Source organism: Providencia rustigianii DSM 4541 (assembly GCF_000156395.1).
GTDB lineage: Bacteria > Pseudomonadota > Gammaproteobacteria > Enterobacterales > Enterobacteriaceae > Providencia > Providencia rustigianii.
In genome coordinates, this window is record NZ_GG703818.1 from 863,038 (window position 1) to 883,219 (window position 20,182).

Consider the following 20,182-nt stretch of genomic DNA (forward strand, 5'->3'; position numbering starts at 1 on the left):
AATATAAATTTTTAATTGTAAATTTAACTTAAGTGTAAAAGAATGGTGACGAAGTTTACTCATGGATGGGAGAAAAATAATGGCTGTTGGATATTTTTTACGAGTGGGTGATAAAACAACCTGCGGAGGACAAATATTAACGGGAGACAATACCATGCAATGGTATGGTGTTGCTGGTGCTCGTGAAGGCGATATGGTCAGTTGCGGCGAGCACTCTGGACGATTTTATATTATTGGGGGCTGTAACAGCGTTTGGGATGACGGACGAAAAGTAGCGGGCACACTCGAAAGTATAAGTTCATGCCCTTGTCATGCCAGGTTTATTCATTCAATTCAAGATTGCTATAGCGATGAAAGCCGCTCAGCTAGCATGGAATCTACATCAATTTCCCCTCCGGCTATCACCAATAAAATTTGTATTAGTTGCTTAATGAAAGCGGCTGAGTCTGGGCAAATGTTAGTCGTGAGAGAAGGATAATGCTCAATGAATAATCAGCATCCTATTTTTAACTATTTTGAGCGTTACCCTGATGCCAAACATTATTGTCTGATTTGCGGACTACAGTATGAACGCTACTTTGATGAAGCGCTTCAAAATAATTATGGAACAGCAAGCCCACTGTTTAAGCAACCTTCAAATACAGAAATAGCATGGGCTGGGCCGTGGTTGATTGATGTGACCCAACGACATCATTTACTGGCAGATTTAATACAGTTGGAAGCCAAATCACCCTCCTTGTCATGGCTAGTCAGTGATTCTCCGATTGATAAACTAGCTATCCATTTCTCTGAGCGGCTTAATGTCAGTTTGCCTGATGGCAAAACCGCCTTATTTCGGTTTTATGATCCCCGCGTAACCCACAATATGCCCCAAGTTCTCACTCTTGAACAATTTAATGAGATAACGATGCCTCTTATTGCATGGTATTACCGCTTTGAAGGGCAATTTTATGCATTACAAGGAGGGCGATTAAATGCAGTTTAGCGAAGAACAATTAACCAAAATTCAAAATATTGAACAGAGTGATTACGTGACTCAAGTGAGTGCTGATTTTTATCAACATTATCCCGACAAATTACAATCCGTTGATACATTAAACAGTCGATTAAAATCGGCTTTTCAGTATGTGTTATCTCTTAGTTTTACCAGTGAACCTTTGATTCGTTCTTTTCTGCTTTATGAAGCTTGCGAACCGTATTTTTATTTAAAACCAGAAATAAGAGCCATGCTCGAGGAAAAAGATCGAAATCCTGAGCAGCAGTATCAAGACTTTTTACGGATAGCCATGAAATTGATTGAATGGAGAACTTAATATGCCAATTCCATTAATAGTTGCAGGGGCGGGATTAATGACACTGGGTGGATTAGCCGCAGTGACCCATGAAGCCTCAAAAATCGGATTTCCCGCTTCGTCAGGTAGTGGAGATGATGAGTGGGGAGATAACACAAGTTACGGTGATAAAATTCGTGAGTATGAAAGTATAGCGATAGGGGGCGAGCTTGGTGATGAAGAAAAGAAACGAGGCAATAATCAAGGTGCCTCGGTAGGCGCTACAGCCGGGGCATCCGTTGGTGTTGCTGCAATTGAAGCAAATAAAGGGTGTGAAGATTGCCCTGCTATGCCTTACATTGTTCCTCATAAAAATGATATTACCAATACACGCACTCCCAATGCTTATGCTTATCAAGCAAGAATTTGTAATACACAAATCAGAACAGTCGATACCCCCACAGGGCAACTTAAATATATTGATGAGTGGAAATGCACAATTCCTGTGCCAACCCGAACAAAAAATCCTTTAGTGGAGTTTGATGGCTGGAAACCTGATGAATGCAACTTTATTGAAACTAAAGATAATTATGATAATTTTTTCGACAAAGATGGTGAAGTTAAAGCTTTTTGGGAAAAAGGAGGTAATATTCCTAAACAAGCATTTGATCAGGATTGGCTATGCCAACATCAATTCAAGGGACGCTCATATATTGACTGGCATTTTTCGCAAGAAAATATGTACAGATTTTGTTCAATTATATTGGACTCCTATCCTCAAATTCGAACACATTTAACTCCATAAAACAGGGTATTTATAAATGAAACTCAAATTAGAAATTGATATTAAACTGAATGACCAGCTTACGAATGAAAAATTTATAAATATTTTAGTCACTATGATGAGTTTTGTAAAAAGTATTACGTCCACTGATAGTGAAAAATGGTTTTTTTCTGGAGATAGCTTAGAAGATTCCATGAACAAACCAGCCTTCGAAAATGGTAAGCCATCTTCCATTTTAGAAGACAAAAAAAGTATAGATATCATTGAATCAATATGGGCAGGGGATAATTCTTTAACAATACAACATGCTGCAAATATTAATCAATATATACTAAGATTTAATCTCCGAAAGATTGATCATTTAGACCTTAAAAACACACTAAAATCAATAAATGAAATTTTATCCATTTTTAATATTTTAGCCTTGAGGATGGATATAAATAATTACTCATATCATAAGAAACAAGTCTTCCCTGACAGACTCCCCGTTGGTTGGATGCTTTATTTAAATAAAAAAATAACGCAAGAACAAGTCCCTATGGCAGCTCAGCTTATTCATATTGATAATGACAAAAATAAAGGCACGTTAATTATCAGTACCGACCATGTGTTTGATGGTTCAAATAAAGACGACATCAAAAAAGCCAATGAAATCGAAATCCAATTAACCGCATTGGGGTTATTACCGTTGATACGGGAAATATACAGTTAGAATGTGGACAAGCTCCCCGACCAAAGCTGTAATGGCTACTGGCGTAATATTGCGGGATTGACGCTGGAAAGTTGACGGTGTTCAGTATTTGAAAAATGCTGCTGCTCAATGAGCGGCAGCTTAATTAATTCAATATCTTTATCTCATCCTTCTTGTTATCACCCGCTCAAATTTCACCCTATAACCTGAATACCCTATAAACGGAGGCTGAGTTAGCCAATTTGAGAGTGAATTATTTCCTGTAGATTAGAGGCATCCTCTTAAAATCAATAAGGAAATATCCGTGATAAAACGCTCTCTGACCCTTATGACGTTATTGTTAGCCGGATGTTCAACATCTCTTGAGTACACCAAAGCCGATCTCGAAAATAATCCCGATGTAGGCTACTCCGATTCGGGCTACTATCGACTGGTATTTAAAGATAAAAAAGTGATTTCTGTACCCGAAAATGCGCATCTTGTTCCGGACACTGACAATAATGTTGTTGGGAAATTAAATGCCGATAATAAAACTGGCGAGATTGTCGTGGCGGGGCTGGCAACAAAATTGAATGGCAATATTAATTCTCAAGTCGGCGGCCACGATTACAACCTCAGCTTTCTGGTCACTGATGAAAATAACTTACCCATTTCTTCCATTAACTATCTGATATTTAATGATTGTAATGACGAGGTGTACCCTGGGATAACCAATGCTAATGGCCGAACTTTTTCTGTTTCAACGCAAGCTGAATGTACATTAAGCCTCGGTATTCCAGAGTAATGCAGAGTGAACTGCAACAGCAATATTAGCGTTCAAAGAGGCTGGCAATGCCAACCTCTTTATCATTTATGATTGATGAAAATGCTTCCGCCAGCGATGGAGTGCATGGCTGATTTTACGCAACTCTCCATCCCGTAACATGCCGATAAATACCCCAATAAATGAATAAATCACCCCAAGGATCAGCATCATCACAATATCCATCAGGATATCATTAAAAGGCAGGCCCATCTGGTTGATCCCTGCCATCGCATTAGTCGCCCATGTTGATGGTAACGACGAAGCAATCATTCGAACCCAATCAGGCATCGCTTGTAACGGCCAAATGGTACCGGACATATAGAACACCGGAGTCGTAATGAACGCTAACGTTAAGTAGATCATTTCGACACTACGCAAACATTCTGTCACTAATTTTCCTAGCCCAATCACCGCCAGCAGGAAAGGAAATGTCAGCATCCAAATTTGGTACAAAGGCGCTTCTTGGCGATAGCCCAGTATCCATGGCCATAGCGCAAAAAATACCGTGGATAAAAATAACCAAATAGGGATCAGCGCCGATAATGCGCCTAAATATACCGCTAACGGGGGCTTACCTTTCGGTGTTGAACGGATAGCAATACTGACTCGCACGCAGGCAATCAATAAGGAGTGCTGTAAAAGCATCACTAATAAACCAGGAAAAATAATCGCAGCGAAGCTAATTCCGGGGTTATAAAGTGGCTCAGTTTCACTGCGGACAGGTGCAATAATGACTTTGGCCTGTTCCGCACTAAAACCTGATTTTTCCAATAGCTGTGTATTATAGGCATTCAATAAAGTTTGATAAGCTTTGGAAAGCTCTTGCTGAATTTGTCCACTGGCAAGTCGGTTTGTCGCATCCCCATAGACGGGTACGGTAATATTTTTCCCACTAAGTAAATGCTTCTGAAAATCCATTGGAATGATCACAATTGCAAATAGCTGCCTCGCGATCATATCCTGACGCGCTTGAGCTAAATTGTCGTAGCTATGAAGCTGGACTTTTGGTGTCGCATCCAAATCACGAATTAACTCACGGCTTGCCGCTGAATGATCCATATCGATAACTGCAACGGGTAGATCCCACAGAACTGGGCGGGCATACACCAAACTCATAATACACAGGGAAACGAGCAGCAATAGCCACATCGGTTTCTCCAGCATGCCCAGTAGTACCTTTTTGAAGGTCGCAAAATAGACAGCCATCATACGATACTCCCTTGGATCTCAATGCGTTTAACTAACCGCTTACGGATCAGAACTGCCGTGATGATTGGGTAAATCAATAAGAACAGACAGACTTCTACGATCCGCTCAAATGAGATTTCACGTAGGAAGATGTCAAACATCGCGTTTAAGGTATGAGTGAGTGGCTCAATGTTCGAAATAATCCGTGCGGGTAAAATCATCGATAATTCAGGTACTGCCATCCCAGAAAATGCTAAGGCGATACTGACCAGCATACCTATCAAGCTGTATGCCATGATGGCGCTCGAGGTAAAACTAAACAGCAATAAGCCAATACTCTGAGCCGCTATGACATAGAAAAAGCCCACCAGCACCATGTATATAGGATTCCCCACCACTTTCGCGTCAAAAAGCGTCACCAATGCGGCCAACTCAACAATTAATAGTGTGGTAAAAAATAAGGTATAAGGCGCCATTTTCCCGAGCAATGCCATAGAAAACGGTTTCACGCTCTGTAAGATTGTCCCACGAGACATGGTATAAATCGTGGCTGTCACCACAAACAATTGCAACATATGGATCGTCGCAGCGAATTGTTGGTAATAAATATAGCTACCACTTGGGTTAAATAAGCTGTCGTAGGATAACGTGACTTGCGCCAAAGGCGGTAAAGTATGCCCCATGGATTTTGCCATGTCTTGACGATATTTGGCATTCAGTTCAGCCACCATCCCGCTAAAGTCTTGGATCGCATAGCTGCCTGATGCATAAAACAGCGCATTATAGTACATCCGTAATTCTGGCTGACGCCCACGTAATATATCCTCTTCAAAATTATGAGGGATATACAGCAATGCATAATCCTTAGCACTACCCAGCTGCTTAATTGATGTTGCCAAGTTCCCATCTATGGCTTTAACTTCCGCATGAGGACCCGCATCAAGATCACGAATAATTTGCCGAGAGATGGGGCTATGGTTGTTATCTACCACGGAAACTGGCACATCCATCAACGTTCCCTCTGAAAAGTTAGCACTGACTAACGTGAATAGCATCAAAGGGAATAACCAACTCAGCCAGTGAAATACTGGGCTACGAATTGCCATTTGGGTTTCGCGGCTAAAGGCATGTTCAAAGCCGTGCCAAGCGAATTTAAGTTTCATGGCAGCCCCTGTTATTTATCCCAACGCCATAAAACACTCATTCCCGGTCGTAATCCATCGATAGGTTCAAGTGGGTACAAACGTACTTCAAAGGTTTTTAAGTCAAAATCTCCAGTCGCTCGCGTGGCACGTTTAGTTGCATAATCCCCTTTAGGGGCAATATAGCGCACCTCTGCTTCAACCGTTTTATCCCCTAATGCAGGGATAACTAGCTGGACTTTATTCCCTTTTTTCACACCAACAAGAATGTCTTCACGCAAGTTATAAACAAAGTAAGATTGAGGAAGGCTAATCAATGAAAGTAATGGACTACCAGCATTAAATAGTTCACCAATTTCGGCGGGGATTGGGCCGACTTCACCATCCACAGGAGCTTTAACCTGTAGGTCATCAATCTGTACTTGAATCTCAGCTAATTTTTGTTGAGCTTGATTCACCGCCGCTTCATATTGTTGGCGCAGCTCGATACGATCCCCATTTTTTCCCTCTTCCAAACGCGCTTTTGCACTTTGTACTTGCTGGAATGCGACCTCTTTGGCTTTACGGGCATTATCGAGTTCATTTATTGAAACATAGCCTTTGCCCAATAAATTGTTTAGACGGGTAAACTCCCGGGAGGCATTTTGATATTGTGAATTGGCTTGAGCGAGGGAAGCTTGTAAGTCACGCAGGGTTTCTTCACGCGTTCCATGTAAGGATTGGTCCAGTTGCGCTTGCGCTTGGTCTTTGGCGGCTTTTAATGCCGCATATTGCGCTTGTAATTCTGGGCTTTCCAACGTTAACAGCAACTGCCCTTTTTTAACGTCATCGCCCCGTTCAATATGACGTTCAATCACGCGCCCTTTCGCTTTTGATGTCACAATCACTTCTGGTGCATCCACTTCCCCTTGCAATAATAAAAATTGGTTATGGGAATGAAAAAGTGCCGCAGCAGCGATTAAGATCAGCATCAGCAAGATCAATATTATGGTTCTTTTTTTCATTATATATGTGAGCCTTGAGTAATAACGGGGGAAACTACTTTTTTATTATGACAATAAATAGAAACGAGCGTTAAGAAATTCGTGCGTAAGATCACGGAGCTGAGGTCATTTTTTTATACTGCGTCTATTTATGTTTCATGTCAAATAATGATGATTTGCTTATTATTAAATGACGATTACTTAACCAGCCCAATAAGATACAATATCCCCCAAAAGTATATGGCTAAATCCACTGAACGTAGCCAACACCCCTACAACTCGAAACTTGCAACATTGTGCATTCATCGCACCAATGTCCTAAATAATTCGAATTGTAGGTAGGCGGCAAGAGAAGATGTCTCTAGGAGCATACAAAAGTATGTGACTAGAGCAGCTGAGCGCAGCCAACACTCCCATAATGCAAAATATCATGAGCCATGCTCTAAATAGTTCGCATTATGGGTAAGCGACAAGAGAAGATATCTCTAGGAGCATACAAAAGTATGTGACTAAAGCAGTTGAGCGCAGCCAACACCCCTACAACTCGAAACTTGCAACATTGTGCATTCATTGCACCAATGTCCTAAATAATTCGAATTGTAGGTAGGCGGCAAGAGAAGATGTCTCTAGGAGCATACAAAAGTATGTGACTAGAGCAGCTGAGCGCAGTCAACACCCCTACAACTCGAAGTATGACGGACATTAAGATGTACGAATTTGATTTAATCTTATTACTCCTACAACAAATGTGCGTATACCTCGTGATCGCATGGGCACTGAGTAAAACCCCGCTGGTCATCCCCTTACTAAAAGTGACGATCCGCCTTCCCCATAAAGTCATGTGTTATCTGATTTTCTCCGTATTCTGCATTATGGGGACGTACTTTGGTCTGCATATCAATGATTCTATTGCCAATACTCGTGCCATTGGCTCTGTACTTGGGGGCTTATTAGGTGGACCTGCTGTCGGGGTTGCTGTTGGATTTACTGGGGGATTGCATCGTTATTCATTGGGCGGAATGACTGCCACCAGTTGCATGGTTTCAACGATTGCCGAGGGACTCATTGGTGGATTAGTTCATCGTTACTATATGAAACGTGGGGAAATTAATAAAATTTTTAACCCCGTGACCGCTAGCTGCGTCACCTTTGTCGCTGAAATTATTCAGATGCTGATTATTCTATTAATCGCCCGCCCTTTCGACGAAGCTTATGAATTAGTCAAAAATATTGCTGCTCCAATGATTATCGCCAATACCATTGGGGCCGCGATGTTTATTCGAATATTGCTGGATAGACGCGCCATCGTTGAGAAATACACTACGGCTTTCTCTGCTCAAGCCTTAAAGATTGCCCTTTGTACTGACGGAATTCTACGTAAAGGTTTCAATGTAGATAACAGTATGAAAGTGGCAAAAATTATCTACCAAGAGTTGGAAATTGGAGCTGTAGCAATCACTGATAGAGAGAAAATACTCGCCTTTATTGGCTTAGGTGCGGATCACCATATACCGGGCACACCTATATCCTCCGAACAATCACGGCGGGCGATTGATAATAATGAAGTCGTGTATGCTGATGGTAATGAAACCCCGTACAAATGTACCCTCAGTGCGTCTTGTAAACTCGGTTCTGCTCTGGTGATCCCGCTCCAAGGCGAAAACCAACAAGTGATCGGTACCATCAAACTTTATCAAGCCAAAAACAGCTTATTTAGCTCGATAAACCGCACTCTTGGAGAAGGAATTGCTAGCTTATTTTCAGCGCAGATCCTTGCTGGGCAATATGAACGTAATAAGCAATCCTTACTACAATCGGAAGTAAAATTACTTCATGCACAAGTGAATCCTCACTTTCTGTTTAATGTGCTCAATACTCTCCAAGCCGTAATCCGCAAAGATAGCCAACAGGCGGGACAATTGGTGCAATATATTTCAACTTTCTTCCGCAATAACCTAAAACGGCCAGAGCAAAATGCCACACTGGGAGAAGAAATTGAGCACATCAATGCCTATTTGCAAATTGAGAAAGCCCGTTTCCAAGAGAATTTACAAATTCATTTGGATATTCCAGATGAAGTCAGGCATGTGGAATTACCCGCATTCAGTCTACAACCGATAGTCGAAAACGCAATAAAACACGGTACCTCACAGTTATTAAGTACCGGATATATTACAATCCGTAGCTATATACGCTGCGAGCATGTCTATATTGAAATCGAAGATAATGCCGGTCTCTATCAGCCCAGAGCACAATCTGATGGCTTAGGCATGGGGCTAGTTGATAGACGTTTACGTCTTAAATATGGCGAAAAATATGGTATCAGTGTGGAGTGTGAACCAGAGAAGTTCACCCGAGTGAAATTACGTTTACCTTACACCACGGCAGAATAAATGGCTTTAATTCTATGAATGTATTAATCGTTGATGATGAACCCCTAGCGCGTGAAAATGTGCGCTGCTTACTTGAGGAACATGACGATATCGAAATTATTGGCGAATGCGCCAATGCTATCGAGGCGATCGGGCTTATCCACAAAAAAAAGCCTGATGTGGTATTTCTGGATATTCAAATGCCACGACTTACTGGGCTAGAAATGGTGCGTATGTTAGATCCTGAAATACGCCCGCATATTGTTTTTCTGACCGCATTTAATGAATTTGCAGTTCAAGCTTTCGAAGAACACGCTTTTGACTATTTACTCAAACCATTAGAATCAGAACGTTTCAATAAAACGTTAAACCGTCTACGCCAAGGCGCACAGAAACAAAATCTTGAGCTGCTCGATAATCACGAGCCATTGAAATTTATTCCTTGCACCGGACACAGCCGCATTTATCTCATGAAATTGGATGAGGTTCAGTATGTGACTTCGCGAATGAGCGGCGTCTATGTAAAGAGCATCCAAGGGCAAGAGAGCTTCACGGAATTAACATTACGCACATTAGAAATGCGCACGCCGTTAGTTCGCTGCCACCGACAATACCTAGTGAATATGACCCAGCTCAGTGAGATTTTATTTGGTGATAGTGGGCAAGCAGAGCTTGTGCTGGGTTCAGGGGACCATATTCCAGTCAGCCGTCGCTATTTGAAGCCATTGAAAGAAGAGCTAGGCTTGATTTAATGTTCAATCCATAGATATAAAAAAACCACCTAAGCGGTGGTTTTTATTAGATTTAATACTTAATTAAAAGTAATTATGCGTTGTGGCTGCTGCTACGACGACGAGGTGCTGCGTTGTTGCCATCTTGACGAGGTGCTGAACCAGTACGGTCACGATTTGCACCATCACGGTTAGCGCCACCATCACGGTTTGAAGAACCACGACGGTCTCCACCGCCACGACGACCATCACGCTCACCGCCACGATCATTACGACGACCTGCACCGAAACCACCTTCGCTACCGCCTTCACGACGTGGGCCACCACGACGTTCGCCACCGCCACGACGCTCAAATGGTTGAGCATCACCGATCAGTTGCATTTGCATTGGTTTGTTCAGTACACGCGCACGGCTTAAGTGAGTTAACACTTCGCTTGGCATGCCTTTTGGTAATTCAATCGTTGAGTGAGAACCAAACAACTTGATATTACCAATATAACGGCTGCTGATATCCGCTTCGTTAGCAATCGCACCAACGATGTGACGAACTTCAACACCATCATCGCGACCCACTTCGATACGGTATGTTTCCATATCACCAACATCACGACGTTCACGGCGAGCAGAGCTTTCACCACGCTCAGCGCGGTCAAAACCATTGCTGCTATTACGGTCACGGCGACGGTCATCACCACGACGATCGTCACGACGGTCATCACGGTCGTTGAATTCACGACGAGGACGGCGAGGTGCATCTGGTGGCAGGATCAGAGCGCGTTCACCCTGTGCCATTTTCAACAGTGCCGCTGCTAAAGTTTCCATATCAACATCTTCAGATGGAGATACTTTCGCCAACAGTGAACGGTATAGATCTAAATCGCTACTTTCTAATTGTTGCTGAACTTTCGCAGCAAATTGAGCCTGACGACGCTGGCTTAACAGCTCCGCATTTGGCAGGTCAACTTCAGGGATAGTCAGTTTCATCGTACGTTCAACGTTGCGCAGTAAACGACGCTCACGGTTCTCAACGAACAGTAAAGCACGACCCGCACGACCCGCACGACCAGTACGACCGATACGGTGAACATAAGATTCTGCATCCATTGGGATATCGTAGTTAACAACTAAGCTAATACGCTCAACGTCCAAACCACGAGCAGCAACGTCAGTAGCGATTAAAATGTCTAAACGACCATTTTTTAAGCGCTCTAATGTTTGCTCACGCAGTGCTTGGTTCATATCACCGTTTAATGCAGCACTGTTATAGCCACTACGCTCAAGTGCTTCAGCAACTTCTAAAGTTGCGTTTTTAGTACGTACGAAAATAATCGCCGCATCAAAATCTTCTGACTCTAAGAAACGAACTAACGCTTCATTTTTGCGCATTCCGCTAACAGTCCAGTAGCTTTGAGCGATATCTGGACGTGTAGTAATGCTCGACTGAATGCGGATCTCTTTAGGATCTTTCATAAAGCGACGAGTAATACGGCGGATTGGTTCTGGCATTGTTGCCGAGAACAGAGCAGTTTGGTGTTGTGCTGGAATCTGGCTCATGATGTTTTCAACATCATCAATGAAGCCCATACGCAGCATTTCATCAGCTTCGTCTAATACTAAGCCTTTCAATTTAGAAAGATCTAAAGTACCGCGCTTCAGGTGGTCAAGAAGACGACCCGGTGTACCCACAACAACTTGTGGACCTTGGCGTAATGCACGAAGTTGAACGTCATAACGCTGACCGCCGTATAAGGCAACCACGTTGACACGGTTCATGTGTTTAGAGAAATCGCTCAATGCTTCAGCAACTTGCACCGCTAACTCGCGTGTCGGTGCCAGTACTAAAATTTGTGGCGCTTTTAAATCTGGATCGATGTTATGCAGTAATGGCAAACCAAATGCAGCGGTTTTACCACTACCAGTTTGTGCCATACCTAATACATCATTACCATTCAGTAACAATGGGATACATTGTTGCTGAATTGGTGATGGTTTTTCATATCCCAGGTCGCTTAGTGCGTTCAAAATAGATGCTGATAAACCTAGATCAGCAAAAGACATTTCAGTCTCAGTCGTCATGTAAAGGTGCCTCATACTTAATGGCGGCCAGTTTACATAACGGTGAGAAAATCATTTCCGTCATTTTCATTAAAATGTGAACTGGCTCAAATTGTGTTATTAAACGAACAAATAGGCCGTCATCCATCAGGATGAAGGCTCAAGAATTAATAGAGAAATGTTCGTCAGCTATTGCTGGCCCGATTCTAATAGGTCGTCTTGTTCTTGGCCTAACAGCGCCAATTCCAACAATGCATAGCGGTGTTCAACAAAGCTGTGGGCGTTGTTTGCCACCGTCAGTTTGAATAACGCTGTTGCGCTATCCTTATCCCCCAGACTTAGGTAATGTTTACCTAAATAGAAGTTAGTTTCACTGAGATGCTCAGCGAGCGAAGTGTTATCCGTAGATGTCTCTTTCAAGCGCTCCATCAATGTCGTTTCATTGATGTTGCCAAGATAGAATTCTACGATATTCCAGCCCCATTGCCCTTTCTCCGCTTGGTCGTAACGGGCTGCAAGATTATCTTGCGCCATACGCGGGTCTATGTCTTTCTCGACGAGATAAAGCCACAGAGTTCGAAAGGGATCATTTGGATCTATCTGATAATACGCCAGCAGATCATCCTGCGCTAGTTTGTATCGTCCACCGTAATATAAAGAGATGCCACGATTCATCCGCGCGAAATTGTAAGTTGGATCAAGCTCTAAAACAGAATCAAACGCTTCATAGGCGGCATCATAGTTGCCAGCCTGCGTAAAGTATATCCCTAAAAAGTTAAAAATTTCAGGAATATCAGGACGTATGGACAACGCAGTTGAAAAATCATTCCGCGCCAACGCCCTTAAACCGAGACTATCATACAGTACTCCGCGCTCATATAAAAGCTGCGCGTACTCATCATCGGTTAAAGATCGGCTCGCAAGGATTTGTTCCATACGAGCCAATATCACTTCTTGTTGTAATGAAGGCTGCAAAGGTACTGCAAAAACCTCGTTTTTACGCCAATCTTTATTACTACATCCAATAATAATAAAAAAGATAAGCGCAGATAGCACACGAACTAAGGTGCGACTATCGAAAAAACGAAAACTTATACAGTTCTGCATACAACGCCCTTACATTACCACTGTTCAGCAAATTTAGGCTGATAGCGCCTAATATTATCAGGCGCTACACTTTAGGTCAGCTTATTCCGCTGAGTCTTGCTGAGCTGGAGCTTCTTCGCTCACAACTGCTTCTTTCATGCTTAGGCGAATACGGCCTTGACGGTCGATTTCTAACACCTTAACAGGAACTTCTTGACCCATTTGCAGATAATCTGTCACTTTCTCTACACGCTTATCAGCGATTTGAGAAATATGAACCAGACCTTCTTTACCACCACCGATGGCAACAAATGCGCCGAAGTCAACGATACGAGTGACTTTACCTGGGTAGATACGACCAACTTCGACTTCTGCTGTGATATCTTCAATGCGACGAATCGCTTCTTTCGCTTTCAGACCATCTGTTGCAGCAATCTTCACGGTACCGTCATCTTCGATTTCGATAGTTGTACCCGTTTCTTCCGTTAATGCACGGATAACCGAGCCGCCTTTACCAATGACATCTTTGATTTTGTCTGGGCTAATGCGGATGGTATAGATACGTGGAGCAAATTCAGAGATTTCTTCACGTGGACCATTAATTGCTTGTTCCATTGTGCCTAGGATGTGCAGACGCGCACCTTTAGCTTGGTTCAGAGCAACCTGCATGATTTCACGAGTGATACCTTCGATTTTGATATCCATTTGTAAAGCACTGATACCTTCACGGCTACCAGCAACTTTAAAGTCCATGTCACCTAAGTGATCTTCATCACCTAAGATATCAGACAGAACAACGAAATCGTTACCTTCTTTCACCAGACCCATCGCGATACCAGCAACAGCCGCTTTGATAGGTACACCAGCATCCATTAGAGCTAGTGACGCACCACAGACAGACGCCATTGATGATGAACCATTAGATTCAGTGATCTCAGACACTACACGAATAGTGTATGGGAAATCTGCGTGTGAAGGCATTACTGCTAATACGCCACGCTTAGCTAAGCGACCGTGACCGATTTCACGACGTTTAGGTGAACCCACCATGCCAGTTTCACCAACAGAGTATGGAGGGAAGTTGTAGTGGAATAAGAAGCGGTCAGTATATTCGCCCATTAATTGGTCGATAACTTGTGCATCACGCTCAGTACCTAACGTTGCTGTTACCAGCGCCTGTGTTTCACCACGAGTGAACAACGCAGAACCGTGGGTGCGTGGCAGAACACCAGTACGCACGTCTAACGCACGAACCATGTCTTTCTCACGACCATCGATACGTGGCTCACCACGGATAACACGGCTACGAACAACTTGTTTTTCTAAGTGAGCAAGAATGTCTGAAACTTCTGACAGATCAACGTTTTCATCTTCAGCAAGCAGAGCTGCTGTCACTTCTTCTTTGATCAGGTTAACTTGAGCATAACGCTCTTGTTTTTCAGTGATGCGGTAAGCGTCGCCCATACGGCTTTCAGCCAATGCAGCAATACGATCTTTCAGTGCTTGGTTAACTGGCTCTGGCTGCCAATCCCATTTTTCTTTACCGGCTTCTTTCACTAAATCATTAATGTTTTGAATAACAACTTGCTGTTGGTCGTGACCAAACACTACCGCACCCAGCATTTGCTCTTCACTTAATAATTCAGCTTCAGATTCAACCATTAAAACTGCGCTGTCGGTACCTGCAACTACTAAATCCAGACGGCTTGATTTTAATTCGTCTGCAGTTGGGTTCAGAACATATTGGTCATTGATATAACCAACACGTGCAGCACCGATAGGACCATTGAATGGAACGCCTGACAGAGCCAGTGCAGCTGAAGCACCGATCATCGCAACGATATCAGGGTTAACTTGTGGGTTAACTGAAACAACGGTTGCAATGATTTGGATTTCGTTCAGGAAACCTTCTGGGAACAGCGGACGTAGAGGACGGTCAATTAAGCGTGCAACTAAAGTTTCGCCTTCACCAGGACGGCCTTCACGACGGAAGAAACTGCCTGGGATACGACCCGCTGCGTAAGTACGCTCTTGATAGTTAACAGTTAAAGGAAAGAAATCTTGACCTTCTTTCACTTTTTTCTGTGCTACAGCAGTAACGAATACTGCAGTGTCATCCATATTAACCATCACAGCCGCAGTTGCTTGACGTGCGATCATGCCGGTTTCTAATGTCACGGTATGCTGGCCATACTGGAATTTACGAACAATAGGATTCAACAAAATATTACCCTTTTTGTAAGGCTACCAGAGATTCTCGAGTAGCATGGTTATTTTCTACTACAGCCTCGCGACTAATGAGAAAATTGATATTCTTGTCATCAATGTTCTCATTAGTCGCGCGAATCGGATGTAGTTTTAAGAGGTTTTAGCTAAAACAATCAATTATCGATAATAGCTTAACATTTAAGTTAAGTATAATTCGAGTATTACTTCAACTTTCGAAATAACTTTTAGCAGAAAAGGGGCCATTAGGCCCCTTTCCACTGAAACTGACAAGATTAACGACGCAGACCCAGACGCTCGATCAGCGCTGTGTAACGTGCGATATCTTTACCTTTCAAGTAAGCCTGTAAACGACGACGCTGAGCAACCATACGCAGCAGACCACGACGGCTGTGGTGATCTTTTTTGTGCTCTGAGAAGTGACCTTGCAGGTGGTTGATTTGAGCTGTCAGCAGAGCGATTTGAACTTCGCTTGAACCCGTGTCATTTTCACCGCGGCCGAATTCAGCAACGATCTTCGCTTTCGCTTCAGTACTTAGAGACATAGTAAACTCCAAATGAATTAATATAAGTGATGAGAGCCAATCTCTAATTTAGCATCTCAAGATTAAGCGCCGCTATTCTACGCTGCTTAAAGCAGCAAAGCAATAAGCGCCATTATGCGGGCTGCTCATTTTCTACAACCAAACGCTTTGGTGCGATACGTCCATCTTCACTCACCAGAGCAATACCAATAAACCGCTGCTCTGTACCACTAGTGACTCGGATCATTTCGCCTTGCGCAAGGCCTTGTACATTACCACATACAGGTTGACCCTGTTTAAAATATGCGGCAGTGTCTTCTGTGATATTCACAGCAGGAAAATGAACAACTGCGGTATCCATTGGCAATAACAGTGAATCCAAGAGTGCTTCAAAAGACCCTTCACCGGCATCCACTTTTGCCCGTAAAGCCGCTAATTGTTCCAAAGAGACCATTCGGTCATAAGGATAATTAGCCACTTGTACACGACGCAGATAAGTGACGTGAGCACCACATCCTAACATTTCACCTAAATCATCAATGATGGTTCGAATATACGTACCTTTCGAACAATGAATTTCCAGCTCTAATTCGTTGTTATCCCAACGAATAAACTGAAGCTCATACACAGTGATAGGACGGGCTTCTCGCTCTATTGTGATCCCTTTTCTTGCGTATTCATAAAGTGGCCGCCCTTGGTGTTTGAGTGCCGAATACATGGAAGGAATTTGTAGAGTATCACCACGAAAATGCTCTAAAGCACCATCAAGTTGCTTTGCTGTAAACTTAACTTCACGCTCACAGATAATTTCACCATGGGAGTCGGAAGTATCCGTACGCTGCCCAAGGCGTGCAATCACTCGATAACGTTTATCTGAGTCGAGTAAAAACTGTGAAAACTTTGTTGCTTCACCAAGACAGATTGGCAGCATCCCCGTCGCTAACGGGTCTAATGCACCAGTATGCCCTGCTTTGTTCGCGTTAAAGAAGCGCCGCACTTTTTGCAGCGCATCATTTGAAGAAATATCAGTAGGTTTATCCAGCAGCAATACGCCATCTATATCACGCCCGCTACGACGACGACCCATTATTTTTCCTCTTTATCATCTGTACCAGAACGACGTTCTTCGTCATTACGAATCACATTCGATACTAGGTTAGACATACGCATACCATCAACTAGCGAGCTATCATATTCAAAAGTCAGCTCAGGAATAATGCGTAAACGCATTGCTTTTCCGAGTAATGAACGAATAAAACCAGATGCTTCGTTTAATGCTTTAATACCTTCAGCTACCATTTCAGCTTCGCTCTTATCATCATTGGCGATGTTGAAAAAGGTGACGAAAACTTTACCGTATGCCAGATCCCGTGAAAGCTCGACACCAGACACGGTTGCCATGCCAATACGAGGATCTTTAATCTCACGCTGCAAAATAATCGCAATTTCTTTTTGCATTTCTTGAGCTACGCGTTGAGAACGACTGAATTCTTTTGCCATCGTTATATCTCCTGACAATAAAGGGGGCTATTGCCCCCTCACAAATACTTTTTTATAACCACGATGTCTCGTGGGTACTCACAAAATTAACCGTCGATTGAACGCTTAACTTCGATGATTTCAAAGACTTCGATCATATCGCCGACACGGACATCGTTGTAGTTCTTAACACCGATACCACATTCCATACCGTTACGAACTTCGCTCACGTCATCTTTGAAGCGACGCAGTGACTCCAACTCACCTTCGTAAATAACCACGTTATCACGTAAGACGCGGATTGGGTTATTACGTTTAATGGTACCTTCAGTAACCATACAACCAGCAACAGCACCAAATTTCGGTGATTTAAATACATCACGAACTTCTGCAAGACCAATGATTTGCTGTTTGTATTCAGGTGCCAACATACCACTCATTGCTTGTTTGATTTCATCAATCAGGCTATAGATTACTGAGTAGTAACGTAAATCGACGCTTTCACTTTCAATAACGCGACGTGCAGATGCATCAGCACGAACGTTAAAGCCAAGAATGATAGCATTCGATGCCGCAGCCAGAGTTGCATCAGTTTCAGTGATACCACCCACGCCTGAACCGATGATTTTAACTTTAACTTCATCAGTTGACAGTTTCATCAGAGACTCAGTGATAGCTTCACAAGTACCCTGAACGTCAGTTTTCAGAACGATATTCAGTTCAGAAACTTTACCTTCTTCCATGTTAGCAAACATGTTTTCCAGTTTAGATTTCTGCTGACGAGCTAATTTCACATCACGGAATTTGCCTTGACGATAGAGAGCAACTTCACGTGCTTTTTTCTCGTCACGAACAACTGTCGCTTCATCACCGGCAGAAGGAACGCTTGAAAGCCCTAAAATTTCAACTGGAATTGAAGGACCTGCAGATTGAACTTCTTTACCTAATTCGTTACGCATTGCACGAATACGGCCATATTCAAATCCACACAGAACGATGTCGCCTTTATTCAAGGTACCTTCTTGAACTAAGATTGTCGCAACTGGGCCACGACCTTTGTCCAGATAAGATTCAACAACAACACCGCTTGCCATACCTGCATATACCGCTTTCAGTTCTAAAACTTCAGCTTGCAGCAAGATAGCATCTAACAGTTCATCGATACCGGTACCCACTTTTGCAGATACACCGATAAACTGCGTTTCACCGCCCCACTCTTCAGAAATAATACCGTACTGAGACAGCTCATTTCTAACGCGATCTGGGTCAGCTTCTGGTTTATCCATTTTGTTCACAGCAACAACAACTGGTACACCCGCAGCTTTCGCATGTTGGATCGCTTCAATTGTTTGTGGCATTACACCATCATCAGCAGCAACAACCAGAACAACGATATCCGTTGCCTGAGCACCACGTGCACGCATCGAAGTAAACGCGGCGTGACCTGGGGTGTCTAAGAAGGTGATCATACCCTTGTCAGTTTGGACGTGGTATGCACCGATGTGCTGAGTAATACCACCTGCTTCGCCTGATGCTACTTTCGTTGAACGAATGTAGTCCAGTAAAGAGGTTTTACCGTGGTCAACGTGACCCATGATGGTTACAACAGGAGCACGAGGTTCTTTCACCGCTGAGCCAGTGTCACGGTCATTCATCACCGCTTCTTCTAACTCGTTTTCGCGACGCAGAATAACTTTGTGTCCCATTTCTTCTGCTACTAACTGTGCAGTTTCTTGGTCAATCACTTGGTTAATGGTTGCCATCGCACCCATTTTCATCATCGTTTTGATGACTTGTGAGCCTTTAACCGCCATTTTGTTAGCCAGTTCGCCAACGGTAATGGTTTCGCCAATCACTACGTCACGGTTTACCGCAACAGCAGGTTTGGTGAAGCTTTGCTGTAAAGAACTACCTTTACGCTGCTTACCTTTAGAACGACCTGAACGACCCGCAGCACGCTCTTCTTCACGATCAGCTTTCTCAGACAGTTTATTGCCTTTTTTCTGACGTGGAGCTTTCGCTGTACGGTTACGTGAACGACGGCCTTCTTCTTTCTCATCACTTTCGTCTTCTGCTGCACGAGCATGAGTAGACGTTGTAGTGTGATAGTCGCTGTCTTCTTCAGTTTTAGTTTCAGCCGTCCATTTCTCACCGTTCTCTTCAGCCATTTTACGGGCTTCTTCAGCAACACGGCGAGCTTCCGCTTCAACTTTACGTTGAGTTTCTTCTTCGGCTTTACGTTTCAGCTCAGCTGCTTCAGCTTCACGACGCTGTTTTTCGGCATTACTTTCGTTAGTCTTGCCTGGTTTTTGATGATTTTCGCTTTGTTTCACTTTTTCTCTTTCCGCTGCTTCGCGCGTAGCTTTATCAGCTGCTTCACGTTTTGCTTTCTCTTCGGCTTCACGTTTAGCGTTTGCTTCCGCTTCACGTTTGGCAGCGTCTTCTGCTGCACGTTTTGCCAGTTCCTCAGCTTCGCGCTGTGCCTGCTCTTCCGCTTCACGCTGCGCCTGCTCTTCCGATTTCGCTTCTTCAGCGTCACGGTTCACATAAGTGCGTTTTTTGCGGACTTCAACATTTACCGATTTGCTTTTGCCACCGGTGACTGGAACACTCAGCGTACTACGAGTTTTACGCTGCAATGTTAATTTACTTGGCTGACCCGCTACTCCGCCTTGTTCACGGTTTAAGTGGTTCAGTAAAGCTTCTTTTTCAGACTGGTTAACAGAGTCATTCTCACCTTTAGTGATCCCTGCTTCAGCAAATTGCTGTACCAGGCGATCAACTGTGGTTTGAATTTCCGTTGCCAATGATTTTACAGTTTCTGTCATGCCGTTCCTTCCTGCT

At 43.4% G+C, this 20,182-nt stretch carries 18 protein-coding genes; 8 read left to right on the forward strand and 10 right to left on the reverse strand.

Annotation, left to right across the window (positions count from 1 at the left end):
• Positions 1 to 79: 79 nt before the first annotated feature.
• The 6 genes from PROVRUST_RS09055 to PROVRUST_RS09080 all read left to right on the forward strand — a co-directional run bounded on the left by PROVRUST_RS09055 (position 80) and on the right by PROVRUST_RS09080 (position 3,530).
• Complete coding sequence (locus PROVRUST_RS09055) at positions 80 to 478, forward strand: PAAR domain-containing protein (RefSeq protein ID WP_039854846.1); 399 nt, start codon at positions 80 to 82, stop codon at positions 476 to 478.
• A gap of 6 nt (positions 479 to 484) precedes the next feature.
• Positions 485 to 985: a DUF4123 domain-containing protein gene (locus PROVRUST_RS09060; protein WP_006814488.1), complete on the forward strand. Its 501-nt coding sequence runs from the start codon at positions 485 to 487 to the stop codon at positions 983 to 985.
• A complete protein-coding gene (locus tag PROVRUST_RS09065) occupies positions 975 to 1,313 on the forward strand; it encodes a hypothetical protein (protein WP_006814489.1) in 339 nt (112 codons plus the stop codon). The genes PROVRUST_RS09060 and PROVRUST_RS09065 overlap by 11 nt, the downstream gene beginning before the upstream one ends.
• A gap of 1 nt (position 1,314) precedes the next feature.
• Positions 1,315 to 2,076 (forward strand): Tox-REase-5 domain-containing protein, encoded by a 762-nt coding sequence (locus tag PROVRUST_RS09070; protein ID WP_006814490.1) that lies wholly within the window; start codon positions 1,315 to 1,317, stop codon positions 2,074 to 2,076.
• A 16-nt stretch (positions 2,077 to 2,092) separates the two neighbouring features.
• Positions 2,093 to 2,767: an Imm52 family immunity protein gene (locus PROVRUST_RS09075; RefSeq protein ID WP_006814491.1), complete on the forward strand. Its 675-nt coding sequence runs from the start codon at positions 2,093 to 2,095 to the stop codon at positions 2,765 to 2,767.
• A gap of 283 nt (positions 2,768 to 3,050) precedes the next feature.
• Entirely contained in the window at positions 3,051 to 3,530 is a 480-nt protein-coding gene (locus tag PROVRUST_RS09080; RefSeq protein WP_119246392.1) for a hypothetical protein, read from the forward strand.
• 66 nt (positions 3,531 to 3,596) lie between these two features.
• On the opposite strand, the gene PROVRUST_RS09085 is transcribed toward PROVRUST_RS09080, so the two are convergent.
• From PROVRUST_RS09085 to PROVRUST_RS09095, 3 genes are read right to left on the reverse strand one after another with little or no spacing between them, the layout of a single operon-like run.
• Positions 3,597 to 4,757 (reverse strand): ABC transporter permease, encoded by a 1,161-nt coding sequence (locus PROVRUST_RS09085; RefSeq protein ID WP_039854988.1) that lies wholly within the window; start codon positions 4,755 to 4,757, stop codon positions 3,597 to 3,599.
• Entirely contained in the window at positions 4,757 to 5,902 is a 1,146-nt protein-coding gene (locus PROVRUST_RS09090) for an ABC transporter permease (protein ID WP_006814494.1), read from the reverse strand. Before PROVRUST_RS09090 ends, PROVRUST_RS09085 begins: the two co-directional genes overlap by 1 nt.
• Positions 5,903 to 5,913: 11 nt before the next feature.
• Positions 5,914 to 6,885 carry an HlyD family secretion protein gene (locus tag PROVRUST_RS09095; protein ID WP_006814495.1) on the reverse strand — a complete coding sequence of 324 codons (972 nt, stop codon included), beginning with the start codon at positions 6,883 to 6,885 and terminating at the stop codon, positions 5,914 to 5,916.
• 686 nt (positions 6,886 to 7,571) lie between these two features.
• Between PROVRUST_RS09095 and PROVRUST_RS09100 the strand changes: the two genes are divergently transcribed.
• On the forward strand, positions 7,572 to 9,257 hold the full coding sequence (locus tag PROVRUST_RS09100) for a sensor histidine kinase (protein ID WP_039854850.1): 1,686 nt from the start codon (positions 7,572 to 7,574) through the stop codon (positions 9,255 to 9,257).
• A gap of 14 nt (positions 9,258 to 9,271) precedes the next feature.
• A complete protein-coding gene (gene btsR / locus PROVRUST_RS09105; RefSeq protein WP_006814497.1) occupies positions 9,272 to 9,988 on the forward strand; it encodes a two-component system response regulator BtsR in 717 nt (238 codons plus the stop codon).
• Positions 9,989 to 10,061: 73 nt separating this feature from the next.
• Here the strand turns inward: btsR and PROVRUST_RS09110 are convergent, their stop codons facing one another.
• The 7 genes from PROVRUST_RS09110 to infB form a co-directional block, all read right to left on the reverse strand.
• The gene (locus tag PROVRUST_RS09110; RefSeq protein ID WP_006814498.1) at positions 10,062 to 12,044 is read right to left on the reverse strand and encodes a DEAD/DEAH family ATP-dependent RNA helicase; all 1,983 of its coding nucleotides are present in this window, start codon (positions 12,042 to 12,044) and stop codon (positions 10,062 to 10,064) included.
• Positions 12,045 to 12,212: 168 nt separating this feature from the next.
• The gene (gene nlpI, locus PROVRUST_RS09115; protein WP_006814500.1) at positions 12,213 to 13,130 is read right to left on the reverse strand and encodes a lipoprotein NlpI; all 918 of its coding nucleotides are present in this window, start codon (positions 13,128 to 13,130) and stop codon (positions 12,213 to 12,215) included.
• A gap of 81 nt (positions 13,131 to 13,211) precedes the next feature.
• Complete coding sequence (pnp, locus tag PROVRUST_RS09120) at positions 13,212 to 15,332, reverse strand: polyribonucleotide nucleotidyltransferase (RefSeq protein WP_039854852.1); 2,121 nt, start codon at positions 15,330 to 15,332, stop codon at positions 13,212 to 13,214.
• A 278-nt stretch (positions 15,333 to 15,610) separates the two neighbouring features.
• Positions 15,611 to 15,880 (reverse strand): 30S ribosomal protein S15, encoded by a 270-nt coding sequence (gene rpsO / locus PROVRUST_RS09125; RefSeq protein ID WP_006814502.1) that lies wholly within the window; start codon positions 15,878 to 15,880, stop codon positions 15,611 to 15,613.
• A gap of 112 nt (positions 15,881 to 15,992) precedes the next feature.
• Positions 15,993 to 16,946: a tRNA pseudouridine(55) synthase TruB gene (truB, locus tag PROVRUST_RS09130; RefSeq protein ID WP_006814503.1), complete on the reverse strand. Its 954-nt coding sequence runs from the start codon at positions 16,944 to 16,946 to the stop codon at positions 15,993 to 15,995.
• A complete protein-coding gene (rbfA, locus tag PROVRUST_RS09135; RefSeq protein WP_006814504.1) occupies positions 16,946 to 17,359 on the reverse strand; it encodes a 30S ribosome-binding factor RbfA in 414 nt (137 codons plus the stop codon). The genes truB and rbfA overlap by 1 nt, the downstream gene beginning before the upstream one ends.
• 86 nt (positions 17,360 to 17,445) lie before the next feature.
• Positions 17,446 to 20,166: a translation initiation factor IF-2 gene (gene infB / locus PROVRUST_RS09140; protein ID WP_006814505.1), complete on the reverse strand. Its 2,721-nt coding sequence runs from the start codon at positions 20,164 to 20,166 to the stop codon at positions 17,446 to 17,448.
• Positions 20,167 to 20,182: the final 16 nt, after the last annotated feature.